Origin of the sequence: Haloarcula rara (genome assembly GCF_029338235.1) — an archaeon.
Taxonomy (GTDB): Archaea; Halobacteriota; Halobacteria; order Halobacteriales; family Haloarculaceae; genus Haloarcula; species Haloarcula rara.
Genome location: NZ_CP119785.1, coordinates 1,561,476 through 1,579,607, shown reverse-complemented (window position 1 = coordinate 1,579,607; position 18,132 = coordinate 1,561,476). Strand labels below are relative to the sequence as shown.

Sequence of the window (18,132 nt, the reverse complement as noted above, 5' to 3'; positions counted from 1 at the left end):
CACACAGCGACAAATATCGAGCCTACCTGAACGGACTTGACGCCGGAGCCCACCGTACCATTCATGGGGGACCCGCCATCGCCCGACCAGGACGTGCTCCGAGCCCTCGAACTCGCGGACGGGTATCTCGACGAGGCCGAAGACCTGCTGTGGGCCGCCGCCACGGAGAGCAGTGCCGACGACGTCAGTGCCCCCATCGAGGAACTGACACAGGACGTCTGGGACGTGCAGGCAAGGCTCGAAACGCTCCAGGAGGAGTTCGAGACCGAGTAGCGTGGGTCGGGCGCTACGGTGTCGCCAGCTCGGGGTCGGTGTACCAGTACGCCCACAGAATCAACACGCCCTGGAGCGGCAGCCGTCCCCATCGAACGACCGCGGACGGGTCACCCCCGCCGGGCATCCCCGTGACGACGACGCCGCTGGTCGCCATGTAGACGTTCGCGGGAAAGATAGCGACGAGGAGGGCAATGGTCGCCCACGCCGCGTACTGTCGCGTCCGCGGCCACAGGAGTCCGAGTCCCACGGCGACCTCGGCGACGCCCGAGAGGTAAACCAGCGCGAGCGGCGCGGGCAGGACCGGCGGGATAATCTGGGCGTACAGGTCCGGGACGACGAAATGCAAGAGGCCCGCGACGACGTAGGCGGGACCCATGACGTACAGCAGCGGGCGTTTGAGCTTCGTCAGGCGACCAGACATCTGTCGCTCGCTACGGCGACGGCAGTGAAGCAGTTTGGGGTACGAGACGGTGGCGGTTGCACTCGCAAGTCGCCTGCCTATCCGCACGGAGCGCCACCACGTACGCATGACCTCACAGCTGACAGTGAAGGCCGTCGAAGAACACGGCGACCACTACCACGTGCAGTTTCGCGACGCCGACGAGTTCGACGACCTGGAGACGCCCGACTGGGCAAGAGAACTCGCCGAGTCGGAACTGCCGGGCAGCGACGTCCGGATGGGACTGGAGGAGAGCGACGAGTGGCGCATCCAGAGCGTCCGCGTGCCCGTCACCGCCGTGGACGGCGAGGGCGACGCCTCCAGAAAGGCCCTCCAAGTCGTCACCCTCATCAACGACCACGAGATGTTCGACTCGGAGTGAGCGGCGCGCTCTCCCGGGTCAGGTGGTCGACTGCTCGGTCTCGCTTCCGAGCCGAGGGCGGAACACTCGCCAGAGAATGCGCGGGTGGAGCAGACTCGTAGACGGCCGCTCCAGTCTGAAGACCCGCTGGAACGCCTCCGTCAGTTCGCCGTCGTCCTGTGCGCGGGTGACGAGTCGGTCCATGTACCTGTTGAGCAAGGCTGTGCCGAACGGTTTCGGTCCCGTCGTCGCCTCGAAGACGAAGTCGTTCCTGACCGCTGTCTGCCACGCTTCGTCGACGATGGGCCCCACCCGATCGAACAGCCGGAGCCCGAGCCCGTCGATTCCGTCGGGGAGTTCCAGATGGAGCGCGAGTGCATCGAGCGCTGCGACCGACATCCCCTGTCCGTAGACGGGATTGAAACTGGCTATCGCGTCGCCGGTCACGGCCAGTCCGTCCGGGAACGCCGAGAGGGTATCGTAGCGTCGACGGATACTGGCCGGGAACGGATAGCGCTGGATGTCGGAGACCCACTCCTGGCTCCGGAGTCGGTCGGCGACGGCGTCGAGCGGTAACGCCGCCGCCCAGTCGAGGAACGTCTCGCGGTCGACGGGAGAGCGTTCACCGTGGAGGCCCTGCAGGACCACTTCCCATCGATTCCCCTCGACGGGAACCATGGCGGCGCCGCGTGGTCGCGCCGGTTCCGGTGCGATGAGGACGGCCCGCTGGCGCTCCGGTGGCCGCGTGATTCGGACGGTACTGTAGGTGATGTCGACGGTGACCCGCTCGACCTCAGGGGTGGGATACCCGTGGTCCGCGAGCCACGTCGGCGTCCGGCTCGTCCGGCCGGTCGCATCGACGGTGAGTTGCGCATCGAGTGTCGTCTCCGCCCCGCCGTCCCGGAAGCGAACGCCCGTGATTCGCCCGGCGGCGGCGTCGTGCTCGCACCCGATGAAGTGACAGTCGTCCCGGAGGACGATGCCGTCGCGGTCCCGGAGCCGCTCGCGCACGACGTGCTCGAACAGCGGCCGACTCGCATACAGCGCCGGCAAGTCGGCGTCCGCATCGGCGACGACGCCGCCGCGGTCGTACCAGTCCACGGCCTCGGCCATGTTCAGTTTCAACCCGCCCAGGGCCCGGACCTCCCTGTCGAATCCCGGAAAGAGGTCGTTGAGCGTGAGCCGCCCGGCTTCGAGCATGGCGTGTGGCTGGCTGGTCTGTGGCGCCCCGTCACGGGCCACCGGCTCGCTGGGGAGCCGGTCGCGTTCGAGAACGACGACCTCAGTGAAGGCGTCGCTGAGGACACGGGCCGCACAGAGGCCCGCCATACTCCCACCCACGACGACAGCCCGGTGCCCACACTGGCCCACCCGGGACTGTTCGTACCGGTCCAGTCGTGCCAGCGTCATTGCGCCATCTATTACTCATAGGGTCGTGGCGAGTAAAAAAGACCGACGGTGAGGGCGTAGCACCGGGTGACCGGTGTGAGTGTCCTCGTGCAGACGGGACGAGACATCGGTCGGAGGTAGCTTTTTGCGTCCCGTTTCACTGTATACTGTGTGCCGATTCAACGCGCGAAGCCGCTCCACCAGCTCTACGCGGACGTCGCAGACTACGACCTCGTTCTCGTCCCCGACGCGCCGCTTTCCAGTGCTCTCAACCGACGACTCGACCGGCCACACTTCGGAACCTTCGCGACCACGCCGCGCCGGCTGGCTGCGGGCCGTCGTGAACAGGCCGAAGACCGCGTCGCCTTCCTCGACGTCGTCGGCAGCGTGGAGTCGTCGACCACACGGGCAGAGAGACCCGCCGGGTCTGACGACAACTGGAAAGCGTTCGCGTACGCCATCGGGAACGTCCTGCAGTGCTGGGAACACCAGGGAGCGGCTGACTCGATACTATCCTACGAGACCTTCGCGGATTCGACGACCGAAGCGGTGGTCGAGCAGCTATCTACTCTCCAGACGACCTCACAACAGCTGACCGAGTACACGGTGTCGGCGTCCCAGAACGTCGCAGTCGTCGGCGAATCGCAGTTCACCGAACTCGAACGGTCGATTCTCCCCGAGGCGTACGACAGCTATTCCCTGTTCGTCGACGAGCCCTTCGAACTGCCGGCGTTCAACATCTTTGACTCGCCCGGTCACATCGTCGACGCACTGCTCGAATCCATCGACGAGGAGCACGCAGACGACATCGCGGTCGTCCTCGAGAACGGCAGTCAGTACTCCTCGCTCGTCGAGTCAGCGTTCGAGTCGGCGGGCGTTCCGTACTACGGCGGACCGGGCTTCGTCGACGACCCCGACCACCGAGCGCTACTTCGGCTGCTCCGGGTCGCACACCGCGGGACCGAAACCACCATCGCGGACGTCAAACCCATCCTGACACACTGTGGCGTCGACGTCGGTGTCTCCCACGACCAAAAGCGGCTCTCGGTAGTCACCCACCCCGACCTCGAGTGGATACAGGCGTGCTGTGGGGCGGTCGCGTCACGGACGTTCCGGGAGCTGCTCGTGACCTACGAATCGAAGGCAAACGCGACGCTCGAACGGTTCCGTGCCGAACTGGAGACACTGGGGCTGCTGGATACACCGGTCACGGCCGAGGCACTCGGGCGTCTCGAATACTACCTCGATACCTACGAGGTGCCGGTCGACCGCGAGAACAGCGGCGTGTTGCTCGCCGACGCAAAATCTTCGGGCTACGTCGGTCGGCCTATCGTCTTCTATCTCGGCCTCGACGAGGGGTGGACGCACTCGGCGCCACAGCGACCGTGGGTCGACACGGCCGCACAGTTCGAACGCTACATCAGACAGTTCCAGTTGCTGCTCCAGAGCGGGACCGAGCAGTACTACCTCGTCCAGGATACGGCCGGTGGACAGCCGGTGACGCCGTGTCTGTACTTCAACGAGCTACTGGACGGAGAGTGCAGCCAGTTCAGTGACCTCGAGTCGGTCAGCTACAGTCGGTCGCTGAACGACGTCGGAGTGGGCTTCGAGAAAGAATCGCTGGACCCACCGGTCGAACCCGACCGCGTCGAGACCATCAGCCAGTCCAGCCTCAACACCTACGTGAACTCGCCGCGTGACTACCTGTTCAGCCGGCTGCTCGACAGCCCGGACGCCGATTACTTCCAGGAGGGACGGCTGTTCCACGACTTCGCCGAGTTCTACGTGAACCATCCCGACAGCGTGGACAGTGCAGTCGTCGACGAGGCGGTCGAACTGATGTGTTCGGAGGTCCGCCCGTTCTACCCGGAGCACGACCGCGTTCTCCGCGAGCGACGGTATCGAATCGGACTGGAGACGATTATGGCGTTCCTCGATTCGAACCGACCCGAGGCGGGGGCGTTTCTCACCGCAGCGTCCGGCTTCGGGACCAACACGTTCGCCGAGCGCTTCGAGAAGCCGGTCGACGCACCGATAACGGAGCGGTGGTTCGAGAACACCGAACTGGGCATCAAGGGGCTCATCGACCTGGTGTACGCGCCGGACCACCTGCTGGACTACAAGAGCGGGTCGAAGAAGTCGGCCTACGACGTGGTCAAACAATCGGCCATCGACCCGCCGAGTGACACCGTCGACTACCAGGCACTGCTGTATCTCACGCACTATCGAACCGTCCGCCCGGAGGAGCGACTGGACTTTACCTTCTTTCACTTCCTCGACAATCTGGACGACGTCATCGCTGGCGACGCAACGGTCTCGGATACGCTTACGACGGTCACGTACTACCCGGAGTCCTTCGACGAGTACGTCGCGTCGCGGGCCGCCTACGAGGAGTTGCTCGACGGCTACAAGGACTGTGTCGCGACGTTCGAAGACCTCGGGTTCGAGGCGTACACCGACATCGTCGCCGAACTGTCCTTCCCCGAGACGACCGAGAAGTCCGAACTCCGAGACTCCGAGTTCGCCGACGCGTTCACCGAGGCCGTCGTCGTAGGTACCTCGGGCGACGTCGACGCCGAGAAGGGGAGCGACCAGGCGATTCGCGCTCTCGACGGCGTGCGAAAGCGGGCCTACTTCCGCGAGGACCTGGACCGCTTCGAGACGTTCGTCGAGGAGCGGCTAGCAGAGCTCAACCGCCGACGGACGGGGGAGGAACGGTTCCCCATCGACGGCCTCGGCGGGGAGCCGAACTACCGCCGAGTCGACCACCGCGACCTCCTCCTGGAGGGCGAGCGATGAGCGACCCCTCGCCCAACGACGCCCAGCAGCGACTCATCGACGGGACGGAGGGCATCTACCACGTCGACGCCGGGGCCGGGACCGGGAAGACGTTCACCATCACCCGCCGGTACGCGAACATCGTCGAGCAGTCCGACGTGGAACCCGACGACGTCCTGCTGGTGACCTTCACCAACAGCGCGGCCACGGAGATGCGAGAACGCATCGTGGACAACTGCTCGTATGGCATGCGTGAGCTAGCTGATGCCCCGATTCAGACGTTTCACTCGTACTGTTACGACCTGCTCTCCGAACACGGCTATCGTGCACCCACGCACCTGGGCATCGACGACCGAATCACCGGGTCGACGCGAATCATCGAGGACGAGTTCGTCGAGCACGAGTACTTCAGGGAGTTCTACGGGCAGTTCCGGGACCGCCATCCGGAGTACACGAACCGCTTTCGCGTGCTCTCGAATCCGCTGGAAGGACTGGAACTCATCAACGAACTGGCGTCGAAGGGCGTCTTTCCGACCGCCGAGGGGTGGTATCGCGATGGAGCAGACGCGCTGCATGGCTCCTTCGAGAGCTTCAAAGCTCAGTTCGACGCGGTGAACGAGCCCCGCAACGGCGGCAGCAAGCAGTCGAAGCTCCGGGAGGCACTCTCCGGGTTCGGCCGGTCGAAGACCTATCTCCCTGACGCACCCTCGAAGACGGAGCTTCGCGGGAGTCGCGGGACGAAACAGCTCGACAAAAGCGTCGCCAGCGACGTCTTCGAGGCCGACAGAAGCGAACTCAAAGCCTTCGTCCACGACCTCTACTTCGAGTACCTCGAGTTCGCGCTCGGGCGGAACTACCTCAACTTCGGCTTCCTCCAGTTGCTAGCCTTCGTCCAACTGTGTGAATCGCCCGCCCTCCGCGAGCGAGTGGGCTTCGAGTACGTGATGGTCGACGAGTTCCAGGACTCAAGCGAGATACAGTTCAAACTCGCCCTGTTGCTCGCCGACACGGACAACCTCTCGGTCGTCGGCGACTGGAAGCAGAGCATCTACTCCTTCCAGTACGCAGACGTCGAGAACATCACCGAGTTCGAGACGCGGCTCGAACAGTTCGCTGCGGAGCTGAACGAGGACGGGGACACTCGGGTCGGCTTCCAGACTACGGACGTCGAGCGAATCTCGCTGACGGAGAACTACCGCTCGACGCAGTCGATTCTGGATTTCTCCGAACACGCCCTGGAGACGCCCGCGACGAGTTCCGACAGCGTCGACGTCGGAGCGCTTGGCGAAATCGAATCGCTCCAGTCGAACGCGCCGTTCGACGAGACCACTATCGAGGCGATTGCACACGAAGATGAACACGTTGCCGTCCTCGCGAAGGTGCAGGACATCGTCGGCAACGAGGCCTATCCAGTCGAAGGCGAGGACGGCGAGCCCCGAGCGCCGAGCTTCGGTGATATCGCCGTCCTCACGCGAACGCGTGATTTCGGTCGTGAGTTGCTAGACGTCGCTACGGCGTACGACTTCCCGATGGCCTACGACGGCGACGTGGAACTGTTCCGCAGCGACCCCGCGAAGCTGTTGCTCGCCTGGCTTCGAATCGCCGACAGCGACGCCGAGCGCGGGTGGGCCGTCGTCCTCGAACGGGCAGGCTACACCATCGACGAGATCGACGCGATTCTCGAAGACGAGCGCTACCCCGAGAACATGGCAGCGTTCCGTGACTCCCTCCGGTCGCTGGCAAACGTCGGCTCGCTCACTCGGCGTGTCTTCGAGTGCTACGGGATAACCGGGGAGTACGCCGACGTCATCCTCCACCTCGTCCAGTCGGTCCACGACTCGACGACGTTCACGCGCGGCGACCTGATTCGCTTCGTCGAGCAGGGCATCGAGAACGGGAGTACGCACGGCATCCACACCAGCGCCAGCGCGGACTCGGTGACCGTCCAGACCATCCACTCGGCGAAGGGACTGGAGTATCCCATCGTGATTTTGGCGAACATGAACGAGGGGCGATTCCCACCCCGGACGCGAAGCTCGGGTGTGCTTCGCTACGAGGAGTCCGTCGGCGTCCGTCAGCGGAAGGTGTACGGAGAAGATGGGCGCTACCCACACGCCTACGACAACTGGCGCTACGACGTCTACAGGCGCTGTCTGCCCGACGGGTACGACGAGGAACGGCGACTGCTGTACGTCGCGATTACCCGTGCCGAGCACCACGTGGTGTTTGCCGGTGGAGACAAGCCCAACACGTTCCTCCAGGAGCTGCCCGTCGAGATACAGGCGGGACGCACGGACGTCGAGCGTGTAGCGGCCGGTGAGACGGAACAGTTGCAGTTACCGTTCACTATCTCCCCACCGGAGGGACCCGTCGGATACAGTCCCCACTCGCTCATGGACGACAGCGTCTTCGAGGACGGGGACGTGTCTGGCGACCCGGAGCGAGACGGCGACGGCGGGATGGGTTTTGGAACGCAGGTCCACGACTTCGCCGAGGACTACGTTCTGGGGGCGGGCGTGACGCCCTCGAACGAGCACGAAGAGCGGATTCGGGCGCTACTCGACGGGCTGGAGGGTGAGCTGTTCGCCGAGGAAGACGCCGTGTTACCGCTGGAAGTCGACGGCGAGCGTGTCTCGATTACCGGCGTGGTCGACCTCGTGTGCGTGACCGACGACCGCGTCGAGATTATCGACTACAAGACCGACGGGAGCCGGCGCGCCCAGGCGGAGTACCGCAAGCAACTGAGCGTGTACTACCACGTGCTGTCGAGTGTGTATCCCGACCGTGCGGTGACGACGAGTCTGTTCTACTCGGCGACCGGGGACCGGGTCGAGGTCGAACCGTTGTCGAAGGCGGATATTCGGGCACTCGTGCAGGCAGCGTAGGAGTCAGGACGCAGTCGTGGTAACTCTTCAGCCCAACCTTGGAGAACTCCACCGCTAGTAGTGAGAGAACGAGTGCGAGACAGTCCTTGGACGGGGCGAAAGAAGCCGTAGCTGAGACGGCGGAACCAGTACCCAGCGAGCGGGCGGACTACGACAGTGTGAGTATCTCGGCGTTCACAGAAGTGGTCGATATACCAGAACTCATAGAGGTCCCAAGGTTAGGCAAACCGCCATACGTTACTAACCTTGGAAGGGTATCTGAAGGGAACTATATCGAATCTGTCTGTTTCTCTGGGGAGGCATATCTTGTGAGTGAGTCCGGCATCGTCTGCATCTACCTGTGAGCATGGCGCTCTCCGCTCTTTCAGTCGACGCCACGGCGCGCATGCATGCGCTGGCCTCCACGGGAACCCGGCCGTCTAGGCGCATTTCTATCTTCAGTACTCTCTACAAGCGGGGCTAATGTCCAAGGTTGAGTCAGCGAGGGGAGAAGCAAGATAGGGCATTCTCGAGATGAATTTTATAACCAACAGACAGCGGGCTAAAGCGTGTTTGTTGGTTAAGTCCGACTATAGCGGGATTTCGAGTCCCCAGCCCAACGTTCGATAGGGAGCTGTTTACGATCGACGCGGAGTATCGGTTATGGGTGTCGCCGACATTCGAGACCGAGAGTGAACTCTTGCAGCGGTCAATTGTGGGCCGAAGGCGAACAGGTGACGATTCCTGACGGTGGCGTTGAGACGGCGTATCTGCGGGAGTATACGAGGGGATGGTGTGGTTGGAAGAATAGATACACTCGATACTGCACATCCAGGAACCATCGAAAGTCGAAGCGTGAGTATAATACACAACCACATACGAGTACGACAAAGTAATGGCTGACGACAGAAACAGAGTGTTCAGAGATAATGAGTCGGTCGGCGCTCAACGTGGTGATACATTCGCCGGAGTCCCAGTCGATCAGGAGATTGTCGAATCAGTCGCGACAGAATACAACCTGGGGGCGGACGTACTCGCAAGAACTCTGAGAGACGTGGAACAGGCACCAAATCTTCTAGAGATAGGTGTGCTGTTCACTCAATTCGATCCGATCCCAGTCAGGAAAGACGACAACGGACATCTACATTTACTCGTAGAGTCTGGCCAGTATTGGGACGTAGTGGCTAACCGCCTCGGTTTGACCAAAGATGGCCGCGAAGCGATTAGTCTGGCCCACGATAGGCAGATTAAAAAACACCATCAATATCGAGGTACAGGAGCGGGTTTCGTCGTCCCATGTCCCGAATTTCCCTCGAGCGTCGTACCTCGCATCCAGACACTGGTAGATCACACTGACCTGACGTCACGACAAGCGACGGTATACGCGCTCACCCAAGACGAATTGACCGAACCTGCAGTAGCGAATATCTTGGATCTCCCAGAAGGGGTAATAGAATCGGAGTTGGTCGCGGTCAACTGTGAGACGAGTCGAGTGATTCAAGCAGCACAGATATTAGATACACCCAATCGGAGTATCTCCCGGCTAGAGCCCGATCCTACATCAGACACCTGGCTGGGGCTGGATTGGTCACATTGGGTTAATCTATCTAACCGGGAACAGTTACTCGAAGAACTTCCTGAAACACCGGGAGTGTACAGAGTCCGACATACAAACATTTCCGGATTGTTGTACATCGGCGAATCAGGCTCGGAAGGGGGTCTCCGAGAGCGAGTCGGACTTGGACTGGCATCTGATTTCGATTCGGGTACGTGCCCACAAGGAGGGAATCACGACGCGACAGCTCCCCTCTGGAAGCTCAGAGAGTCAATCGGTGGTTCGATAGAAGTCTCGGTGGCGAATCCAGCAATAGCCGCGAACAAGCGTCATCGGCGCTCTCTAGAGGCCGCTCTCGTAGCAGTTTGCCGGCGTGAATCGGGTCGGACCCCCGACGTGATGTTGAATCGGTGTCCGGACTTAGATAGCACAGCTGGAGGGACCAGTCAAACCCCAGATCGTCGTTGGAATAACCAAGGATACCAGGTCCCTGATTGGAAATCTTGGCACACTACGACAGATAGCCATTGGATGGGGCTCGATTGGACGGAACCACGGCCACTCTCCGAGCGTGATCGGGTCAAAGAGGTGTCGACTTGCGTTTATCGAGTGTGGGAAGGTCAGAGTGGACTGAGTGAGTGGGAGCGAGTCCTCACCAGTATAGGGACGTCTGAAACCCCAACGAGTCGGCTTTTCAACCTAGAGAAGGAGTATGGCTCACAGGCGGTTTTCTCACTCGTCGAACCAGCGGGTGTAAGCCCGGATAATGTAGAACGGCAGAGGCAGTTCAGTGAAATTCGGTACGACCTCATCGGTGCCCACTATATCGCAACTGGCCAGCCGCCTACGGATCAGTATTGAATATCCGCACATAGCATCACTTGGGGGTCGAGAGAGTTGTCAAACCACCGGATATCGGCGGTATCCGAAAGGCAAATTTTTATCACATTTCCACAGATACATATGTGGCATGTATCCCGTAACCGGATCCCTTCTCACTAAAGGTGTCTACGGAAATAGCACTCACAGTGTGATCGGCGTATGACTGCGGAGTGGGGATTTACTACCTCCCGTCCGACCGATGCACGTTACGGTGACGACGTCGCGAAGTACGCGATGTCAGATGGTGAGCAAGGGCTGAAAACTTTCGTCAGAGAGGTACTGCAGAACTCCAACGACGCGAGGTTAGAAAATGACGAACCCGCAGAAGTAACTTTTCGACTCGAGACGTTGGAAGGCGACGAGCTGAGATCGTACCTCGAAGCCCTAGACATATCGACGTGGTCGGAGCACGCCGGTCTATCTGGTGAAACCGAAAGTGGAGAGCATATCGTCGACGCGATGTCCAGAATCGAAGAAGAAGACGCTTTGCGGATACTCACGATAGAGGACAAAAATACGGCTGGGCTCTTGGGAGCTGAAACTGCGGACGAATCGAACTTCACAGCACTCGTTCGTGACGTACTCTTTAGTAGCAAATCGGGCGACACGGCAGGTGGAAGCTACGGTCTCGGGAAGGCAGTACTGTGGCTCTTCTCTGGACTCTCGATGGTGTTATTCAATTCGACCCTCAGTGAACCGGATCCGAGAGACGATTCTCCACGCCTCATCGGCCGTACTCGGTTACCGACCCACAAATCGGCCGATGGAGAGACTGTGTTCCAAGGCCACGGCTGGTACGGAAAGGCAGAGGAATCTGAGGGGGCAGGAAGGTCCAGACCAGAGTCTCTCTGGGGAGAAGCCGCAGCCGATCGGGCCGACCCACTTCGACTCACCCGCCCGGACAGTTCCGGGACGAGTATCCAGGTGGTCGATTTTAGAGTGCCAACCGCAGAGGAGCGCTTGGACGATACAGAGTTAGCCGAGGAGATCACCGATCTGACGCTAGAGTGGTTCTGGCCTGCAATTTACAATGATAACTTAAAAGTAAACGTCGAAACGGAGACAGAAACTCGCGAGGCGAGTTTAGATGTACATCCGAAGTACACTCCCTTCACATCTTGTCTCAGCGAACGAGGAGAGGCAGTCGAAGAACTCGAAGAACCGGGAGACATCACAGACACCAGTATAGACCTCACTGTACCACCCAAAACCGGTGACTCTGGGGAAACAGATGGTGAATTGGCACTCCTCGTCCGTAGAGCACAGCCTGACGAGGTACACAAGCGCAACTCGGTAGCATTCGTTCGGGGAGCAGGTATGGTAGTCGAATACTACGACCGTGACAAAATCGTAGTGGGTAACGAGGACTTCCACGGTGTATTGTTGGGAGGGAAAGCAAGACCGTGGGGTACTGGAACCGAAGCGACAGAAACGGATCGAGTCGTCGAAGAGTTCCTAACCGCTGCGGAACCACCGCGGCATAATCAATGGGAGCGGACAGAGACACTCGCGAACACGTACTCGCGAGGGTTCAAGAAAGCGGTAGAAGGTATCAAGCCCGACGTCACAGACAAACTCAGAAGTCTCGTCGCACCGAACGTCGACCGTGGAGCAACCGGCCCAGAACGTCTTGGAAACCGATTCAAGATAGGTAACGAGGCGAAGAGTGGCCGGTCGAAGCGAGAGTCGCCGAGTAGCCAACGTGTGTCAGGTGAGACCGATATTTCGTTCGACGAGACGTACGATCACTGGGTGTTCGAAGGTAACATAGAACCGTTGAGCGACGGTTACGAGATCCGAGAAGTGACAGTCTCGCTCGTCCGTATGGGAGAGGAACGTGCGACTAACGATCGGTTACCCGTCGCCAATGTCTCTTCGAACACGCCCGGGGTTGGAGTGTCCCTTCCCGAAGAAAACGACGTCCAGGTCGGACGATTAAATCCGAGTCCTGGGACCACTTCGGTAACTTTCGAAGGTTCTTCTGATCTCGACCAGCGACGTGTCGAGACTCGACTCAAAGTCTCTGTGGACATCGCCAAACGAGGTGACGAGTGATGTCAGCTACGGACGAGGACGCTGAAGAAGAAGCTGGAGAGGAAGAAGAGATCCAGAGGGGGAGCCTGGTCACCCAATCACTGCCCCACAATTACGAACGAGAGGCTATCGGTTTCGACGTGGAAGAATTCCTCATAGACGGGGAGCCACTAGACGAACGTGGTGAGCTGGATGCGGACGAGAGGTTCCTCTCACTCGTCGACGAGAGTGGTTGGCACACTCTGACAATCACTGGAACGGTCACGTTAGAATCAGAGACGATCCAGGAGGTGTTTCCTCCCGACGAGTGGGATAGCCCTGCCGGGAGACTCGTACTCGTCAAGACCAACCCTCTCGCGATCCACCGGTCACGGAGAGTTCTGAAGGAACCGCCTGTAGAGGATGGAATAGAATCGTTCGAGGTAGACATCGAACGCTCTGAACATCGAGGGACGGTCAAGTTAGAGCCGTTCTTGACGAGAGCTAGCGGACGAGAAGCAGGCGCGACTAATTGTGCGTCGAAAGCAGGGTCACGCCTGTCCAACGGCCTCGAATGGTCGATTCAACTCGACGAGCCGAACGATGGTGGTGGGCTCCTCATGCCGATCATCGAGGACTTCGAGGACAACGACAAATTTCCCAACGAGAATCATATCCACTACCTCAGTTTAGACGAACCTCAGAATCCACAGTTGTATCTCAACCGTGGTCACCCACAGGTGGTCAAAGTGCTAGAAAACGAAGGAGCGACGGGGGGCCCTCCGCGTCTCCGTGACGTTCTCTACGATTACATCGAACACTCGGTTTGGACGCAACTGCTCGTTCAGACAGCGCGGGACACCGACACGGATACCGGTGAGACGAAACACAACTGGCAAGAAGACGTCTTAGATCTCTTCTTAGAATATCTCTACCCAGAGCTCGAAGACGAAAAAGCGGCTGTTCAGTTGGCCACCGACATACGAAGCGTCGAAGACCTGCCGACACTCATGCAGGACATCGAACGCGCGGTCCACCAGCGGTACGATCTACCGACAGATACGACCAAGTTGATCGAGGAGGCGATCCAGAATGACAACTGATCTGTACAGACTGCAGAGTGCAGGGAGACCGATGGTCGACGAGTCGTTCCTCGCGGGTGAACGTGAGCTCACTCACGACGATCTCAAACCGTATCTGACTCCACTCGGCATATCTGTAGACCTCGGTGCCGTAGACGAGCGGATTCAAGAGATAGAAGCCGACGACGATATCGACCCCCAAAGCAGTGATATCGACGCCGAGCTCGCCCCGACACTACATCGTAGTCTATCTTTGACCAGAAATCAAGCTGCAGATGCTGGATTGTGGCACTACCTCTGCATCGTTAGGTTCCCAGACTTCGTCCACTATCGGTGGGACCACGTCTACAATCCTGAAAAGCCTGGAAACATGGAAGAGAAGTTCCTGAAGGCAGGAGCCGACATATACTCGAACGCACTCCATAGGCTCTGGTGGGCGGCCGAGCTAACTTACGAGCCAGCAGAGTCCGACGACCCTAAAGACCGAGACTACGAGCGAACGAGACGAGCCTTGGAATTCCAGGAACTCGCGAACGACGTGTTCGACAGGTGGTTCGCGCGATACCGCCCGGTCGCCACTGCTTGTGTCGACCTCCTGTGTCACGAGGCGTTAGAGGATCTCAGAGGAGACTACGCCGACCCACCGTCGAACAGTGAGATAGTGAGCGACACCACGACTCGCCTCAGAGAAGAGTTGACCGTTCGGCGGGTCGAATCGATGGACAAAGAAGATATCGTCGACACGATCGAGTCACTACGGGACGATGTCATGCGTAACGACGAATGAGAGAAACGTAGTCTGAGATACGTTACGACGATTTTACTTCTGTTATAATCCGTCGGATGAGGTCTTCGGCCTCACGCTCAGACAGCCCTTCGAGTTGGATGTTCGTAAGAGCGTGGTTGAAGCGACGTGTCGATTCGTCTATCACCCAGGATGGTTCGTCTGACAGCGCACGACAGACCGCTACGACAGCTGGACGATATCGAGCAAACCAGCGATCGAAGACCTTGTTGACCATCGTTTGGTTCGTGAAGACGTCCTCGGTCACAGTGTAGTCTCCGTCGACAGCGGTCAATTCGGCGATCCACCACAATCGGTGGATCGCGTTCGAATATAGGTCAGAGCCAGCACCGAGGAACTTCTCTCGCATCGCTTCTTCTGAGCGATACTTCCATCGGTGTCGAACGAACTCAGGGTATCGAACGACTGCGAGCCAGTGCCAGAGTCCAGGGTCACCCGCGGTACGACGAGTAATATCCAGACACTGATGGACTCCCCTCGCAAGAGCGCCATCCATCGCTGTCTCGAACTCCGAGTACTCAGAGAGTACCGTGTCGACAGCGGTGTCTAGACTCTCCAGGTCTGCTGTCGGTTCACCAGGCATCGGTTCGACGTGCTCTGAGAGGTCGTCCTCGTCTATCGTCGCTTCACCTTTGAGAAATTGCTCACCGACGAGTCGACGGCCATCCTCTGTCAACCGATATAGTGTTTGTTCTTCGGCCATGTTAGATGCTGAGTCCCTCTTCCATGAGATTGATCAACTGTGTGCGGTGATCTATGTACTCTTGGAGCTCGCGGTCTGCCAACTCCAAGACGTGTGGTAGTGACTCCTTCTCACCGAGGTCAGTTCGCAATCTCTGCATCGCCTCAGAGAGATCGTCGACTTCGTACAGGTTGCGAGCGAACGTCTCCAAGACGGTTTGTTGCCACTCGAAATCGACGTCACCGTCCCCGTCGATAGCACTCCCCGCTCTGATCAATAGCTGGATCCAAACTCCGTAGCTGATCTGATCCAAAATCACGTCGCGCATCCGTGCTTCTGCACCTACCGAACCACGACTCTGCAAGACATCAGTGATCCTCGGGTGGTCTGAGTTGATCCAGAGCTTCGGCCGCGCCTCGTTCCGGAAATCGAGGTAGTACAGTTTCTCACCCTCAGGGAGGTGAGATGCCTGTGAGAAACTGATCTCTTCACCGTCGATAGCAGGCGGTTGCTCGTCAGACGGTCTATCTACGACGACGGTGTAGATGTCGCCGCTCGAGACACGGAAGTTCTTTTTATAGGCGTACTGGCCATCACGTGACCGGTCACTCGCCCGAACGAGGTACGGTCGGAGTTCGACCTCGTCTCGAACGACATCTTTGTGTAGTACTATCGTTACGTCGTATACCCCGTCGTCGGTCGGTGACTTCGATACGATGGTCCGATCTCGGTATATCGTACTGTGACAGCGGACAGCCACGTAGAGTTTCGCTGGTGGTGACTCACGTTCCTCCTGAGGAAAGACAGCTTCGACGGTTGTCTCAGGAACTTCCAACTGGCCGTACAAGACCACTTTCTCCCAGTCTCCAGATTCCATCTCGGCCTCCAACGCGGAGGATAGATCGATCTGAGTCTGGCCCGCTTTGAGTTCGAGATCGACGGGTTTCTTTCCGTCGACAGAGTACATATCTATCTCGAAGTCGAGTCCAGAGTCCAGGTACGCGAACGGGAGTGCGGTGCTACGGTGCCTTTGGGAGCGTCGCACCACTATCGATCACCTTCTGGAGAGTCCAGTTCGGCACGTATCTCCAATTGTGTCTCGCCGACGTCACCACTCAATAAATCGTTCTCGTTAGTAGCGTAGGAGCTCCCCTCGAACCGAATCTCACCGGTCGTCGAGTCTGCGACCACGCTAACTGTATCCTCCTCAAACGAAATAGCGACGTCTTCGTCTTCGACAGACAAAGTTTCGATCGCGACATCGTCGTATCTCGAGCCATCTTCGCCGATGCTGGTCAGCGAAATCTCGGTAGACCAACCCTCGTATTCGTCTACGATCGGTTCGACCCGGCCCGAGAACACCCATCTGTCGCCGTCGAACCGAGACGTGCTGTCGATTTCGAACACACGGGAGAGGTCTGGTGGATTCCGTACACGCGGGGCTCCGCTGCCGTGAATCGGGAATCGGTTCAACACACTATCCGAGAGTGCATCAGTTCCGCCGTTACTTTTCGCTAACAGGTGCCGAAGGCCATCTCGTAGCGTTCCGAACATATCTTCGATAGCCGTTCTGAACCCCCTCTGGTACTGTTCTCTGAGGTTCTCTGTCGACTCCCACTCGTCGTGTTCGGGAGGTTCCGCAAATCGTAAGAAGCGGTCGATCTCTTCGTCACTCTCGGACGATGGGTGATCTGTCCTGGCTTCCCCGGCAGCGAGGACACCGTAGAAGTTCCGGTCACCGAACGCGACACGGCTCTGGTCGTAATACTTGACGACCATCCCCGCGCCTCTGAACAACGCGACCGTGTTGAGATACGTGTCGTCGTCGGCAGGCGACGCGAGTCGTGCCGCTAACCGAACGGTACCATCGGGAGTCTCACTGCCATCGGCACGAGGTGGCACGCTCAGCGGGATATCTAATCCTGCGACGTCCCCTGCATTTTCGAGTTGTTCCTCTTCTGTGAAGCGTGAGGAGTAGCATTCGACGAACGGTGTGATCGCCGGAACACTGTCGACGTCAGCTTCGACCGTCTCGTCGGGCGTCTCGACCTCGACTTTGAGGTCGCCTCTATAGATCGCTGGCCAAAAGTACTTCACCGATGCCTCGACGAATTCGTCGGCTAGTTGATCGAGATCCGGACGCTCGTCACGAGTAGGATCGCGGAAGTCGACGACCAGAGCGCTCGTCCCGTCGACTGCTGGTCGCTCTATCTGGAGTCGCTCTGCGAGCTCTGAAGCTTCTTCTCCCCAGAACGACTCCGGTCTGACGCCGTTCTCGGTGTCCTTCGAGCGGCAAAGCCAGCCTGCTCCTTGATAAGTCACGTCGTCGCTCGTCAGTTCGTGGGTCGGGAATTTCGATCTCGCTATCAGTCTCGGTGAGCGGTCGGCGTCTCCGTCCCCCGACAGGAACGAGTTGAATACCACCGTAGACGCACCCGAGAAAGTCCACAAGACAGACTTCCCTAGTCCATAGGAGCCCCCCGCAGTGTCGTCTTGCTTACTGCTGTAGAGTTCGTCGCGTACGAGTGCTGCATAGTTCGAGTCTTCGTCCCAGTCTCCAGTCAGACCTGTGGTGTTACGATCTTCGACGATCAGTAACCGCAGCTCTGCTTCCGAGTCGTCTATGCGACTCAGAAGGCGATCGTAGCTACGACCGCGATCGGCAGCGGTGACAGATTCTAATCGTTCTCGGAGTCCGTCTTGCCACTCCAATCCTTCGAGAAACAGCCGTTTCTCTTCGCCGGTGAGGGTAACGAATCGGAACGTGACTTCGACTGGCTCGTCGTTGTCTAACGCCTGATCGTTCGCGTTCTGTAAGACCTCACGAACGAAAGCCTCAGAGTCGTGATCGACGGCGTGTTTCGTCGGGTCGTCTCCGTAGCGGGGCGCACCGGGACCACCGCTGAAGAAGAACCATCCCCTATCGTCCATCTCTGTCCTGTGCTTTCCACTCATATTTGCAGAATGCGTCTCACTTCGTTCACATCCGACCCTCAATCATACGCA

Annotated in this window: 14 protein-coding genes; 9 read left to right on the top strand and 5 right to left on the bottom strand. The window is 59.1% G+C overall.

Going from position 1 to position 18,132, the window contains the following annotated elements; translation table 11 throughout:
• Nucleotides 1-63 precede the first annotated feature (63 nt).
• Entirely contained in the window at nt 64-273 is a 210-nt protein-coding gene (locus P1K32_RS08355) for a hypothetical protein (protein WP_276249288.1), read from the top strand.
• Between the two features lie 13 nt (nt 274-286).
• On the opposite strand, the gene P1K32_RS08350 is transcribed toward P1K32_RS08355, so the two are convergent.
• Nucleotides 287-697 carry a DoxX family protein gene (locus P1K32_RS08350; RefSeq protein WP_276249287.1) on the bottom strand — a complete coding sequence of 137 codons (411 nt, stop codon included), beginning with the start codon at nt 695-697 and terminating at the stop codon, nt 287-289.
• A 106-nt stretch (nt 698-803) separates the two neighbouring features.
• Here P1K32_RS08350 and P1K32_RS08345 point away from each other — a divergent pair, with 106 nt between their 5' ends.
• Nucleotides 804-1,097, top strand: a complete 294-nt coding sequence (locus P1K32_RS08345; protein ID WP_276249286.1) for a hypothetical protein — start codon at nt 804-806, stop codon at nt 1,095-1,097.
• A gap of 18 nt (nt 1,098-1,115) precedes the next feature.
• On the opposite strand, the gene P1K32_RS08340 is transcribed toward P1K32_RS08345, so the two are convergent.
• A complete protein-coding gene (locus P1K32_RS08340) occupies nt 1,116-2,486 on the bottom strand; it encodes an NAD(P)/FAD-dependent oxidoreductase (protein ID WP_276249285.1) in 1,371 nt (456 codons plus the stop codon).
• A gap of 150 nt (nt 2,487-2,636) precedes the next feature.
• Between P1K32_RS08340 and P1K32_RS08335 the strand changes: the two genes are divergently transcribed.
• From P1K32_RS08335 to P1K32_RS08310, 7 genes are all read left to right on the top strand, one after another.
• Nucleotides 2,637-5,264 (top strand): PD-(D/E)XK nuclease family protein, encoded by a 2,628-nt coding sequence (locus tag P1K32_RS08335; RefSeq protein WP_276249284.1) that lies wholly within the window; start codon nt 2,637-2,639, stop codon nt 5,262-5,264.
• Entirely contained in the window at nt 5,261-8,128 is a 2,868-nt protein-coding gene (locus P1K32_RS08330; RefSeq protein ID WP_276249283.1) for a UvrD-helicase domain-containing protein, read from the top strand. Before P1K32_RS08335 ends, P1K32_RS08330 begins: the two co-directional genes overlap by 4 nt.
• A gap of 86 nt (nt 8,129-8,214) precedes the next feature.
• Nucleotides 8,215-8,472, top strand: a complete 258-nt coding sequence (locus tag P1K32_RS08325) for a hypothetical protein (protein ID WP_276249282.1) — start codon at nt 8,215-8,217, stop codon at nt 8,470-8,472.
• A gap of 530 nt (nt 8,473-9,002) precedes the next feature.
• Nucleotides 9,003-10,523 (top strand): DUF8048 family protein, encoded by a 1,521-nt coding sequence (locus tag P1K32_RS17865; protein WP_473092375.1) that lies wholly within the window; start codon nt 9,003-9,005, stop codon nt 10,521-10,523.
• A gap of 180 nt (nt 10,524-10,703) precedes the next feature.
• Entirely contained in the window at nt 10,704-12,599 is a 1,896-nt protein-coding gene (locus P1K32_RS08320) for a hypothetical protein (protein ID WP_276249281.1), read from the top strand.
• Entirely contained in the window at nt 12,599-13,660 is a 1,062-nt protein-coding gene (locus tag P1K32_RS08315) for a hypothetical protein (protein ID WP_276249280.1), read from the top strand. Before P1K32_RS08320 ends, P1K32_RS08315 begins: the two co-directional genes overlap by 1 nt.
• A 31-nt stretch (nt 13,661-13,691) precedes the next feature.
• The gene (locus P1K32_RS08310; protein WP_276249279.1) at nt 13,692-14,426 is read left to right on the top strand and encodes a DUF6339 family protein; all 735 of its coding nucleotides are present in this window, start codon (nt 13,692-13,694) and stop codon (nt 14,424-14,426) included.
• 22 nt (nt 14,427-14,448) lie between these two features.
• Here the strand turns inward: P1K32_RS08310 and P1K32_RS08305 are convergent, their stop codons facing one another.
• The 3 genes from P1K32_RS08305 to P1K32_RS08295 form a co-directional block, all read right to left on the bottom strand.
• A complete protein-coding gene (locus P1K32_RS08305) occupies nt 14,449-15,147 on the bottom strand; it encodes a DUF6339 family protein (RefSeq protein WP_276249278.1) in 699 nt (232 codons plus the stop codon).
• A 1-nt stretch (nt 15,148) separates the two neighbouring features.
• On the bottom strand, nt 15,149-16,093 hold the full coding sequence (locus tag P1K32_RS08300; protein ID WP_276249277.1) for a hypothetical protein: 945 nt from the start codon (nt 16,091-16,093) through the stop codon (nt 15,149-15,151).
• Nucleotides 16,094-16,173: 80 nt separating this feature from the next.
• Entirely contained in the window at nt 16,174-18,081 is a 1,908-nt protein-coding gene (locus P1K32_RS08295) for a hypothetical protein (protein WP_276249276.1), read from the bottom strand.
• Nucleotides 18,082-18,132: the final 51 nt, after the last annotated feature.

Excerpts from the sequence above, each read along its gene's own strand:
- P1K32_RS08355 (WP_276249288.1), top strand. The coding sequence starts at position 64 with ATGGGGGACCCGCCATCGCCCGACCAGGACGTGCTCCGAGCCCTCGAA.
- P1K32_RS08350 (WP_276249287.1), bottom strand. The coding sequence starts at position 697 with ATGTCTGGTCGCCTGACGAAGCTCAAACGCCCGCTGCTGTACGTCATG.
- P1K32_RS08345 (WP_276249286.1), top strand. The coding sequence starts at position 804 with ATGACCTCACAGCTGACAGTGAAGGCCGTCGAAGAACACGGCGACCAC.
- P1K32_RS08340 (WP_276249285.1), bottom strand. The coding sequence starts at position 2,486 with ATGACGCTGGCACGACTGGACCGGTACGAACAGTCCCGGGTGGGCCAG.
- P1K32_RS08330 (WP_276249283.1), top strand. The coding sequence starts at position 5,261 with ATGAGCGACCCCTCGCCCAACGACGCCCAGCAGCGACTCATCGACGGG.
- P1K32_RS17865 (WP_473092375.1), top strand. The coding sequence starts at position 9,003 with ATGGCTGACGACAGAAACAGAGTGTTCAGAGATAATGAGTCGGTCGGC.
- P1K32_RS08320 (WP_276249281.1), top strand. The coding sequence starts at position 10,704 with ATGACTGCGGAGTGGGGATTTACTACCTCCCGTCCGACCGATGCACGT.
- P1K32_RS08315 (WP_276249280.1), top strand. The coding sequence starts at position 12,599 with ATGTCAGCTACGGACGAGGACGCTGAAGAAGAAGCTGGAGAGGAAGAA.
- P1K32_RS08310 (WP_276249279.1), top strand. The coding sequence starts at position 13,692 with ATGGTCGACGAGTCGTTCCTCGCGGGTGAACGTGAGCTCACTCACGAC.
- P1K32_RS08305 (WP_276249278.1), bottom strand. The coding sequence starts at position 15,147 with ATGGCCGAAGAACAAACACTATATCGGTTGACAGAGGATGGCCGTCGA.
- P1K32_RS08300 (WP_276249277.1), bottom strand. The coding sequence starts at position 16,093 with ATGTACTCTGTCGACGGAAAGAAACCCGTCGATCTCGAACTCAAAGCG.
- P1K32_RS08295 (WP_276249276.1), bottom strand. The coding sequence starts at position 18,081 with ATGAGTGGAAAGCACAGGACAGAGATGGACGATAGGGGATGGTTCTTC.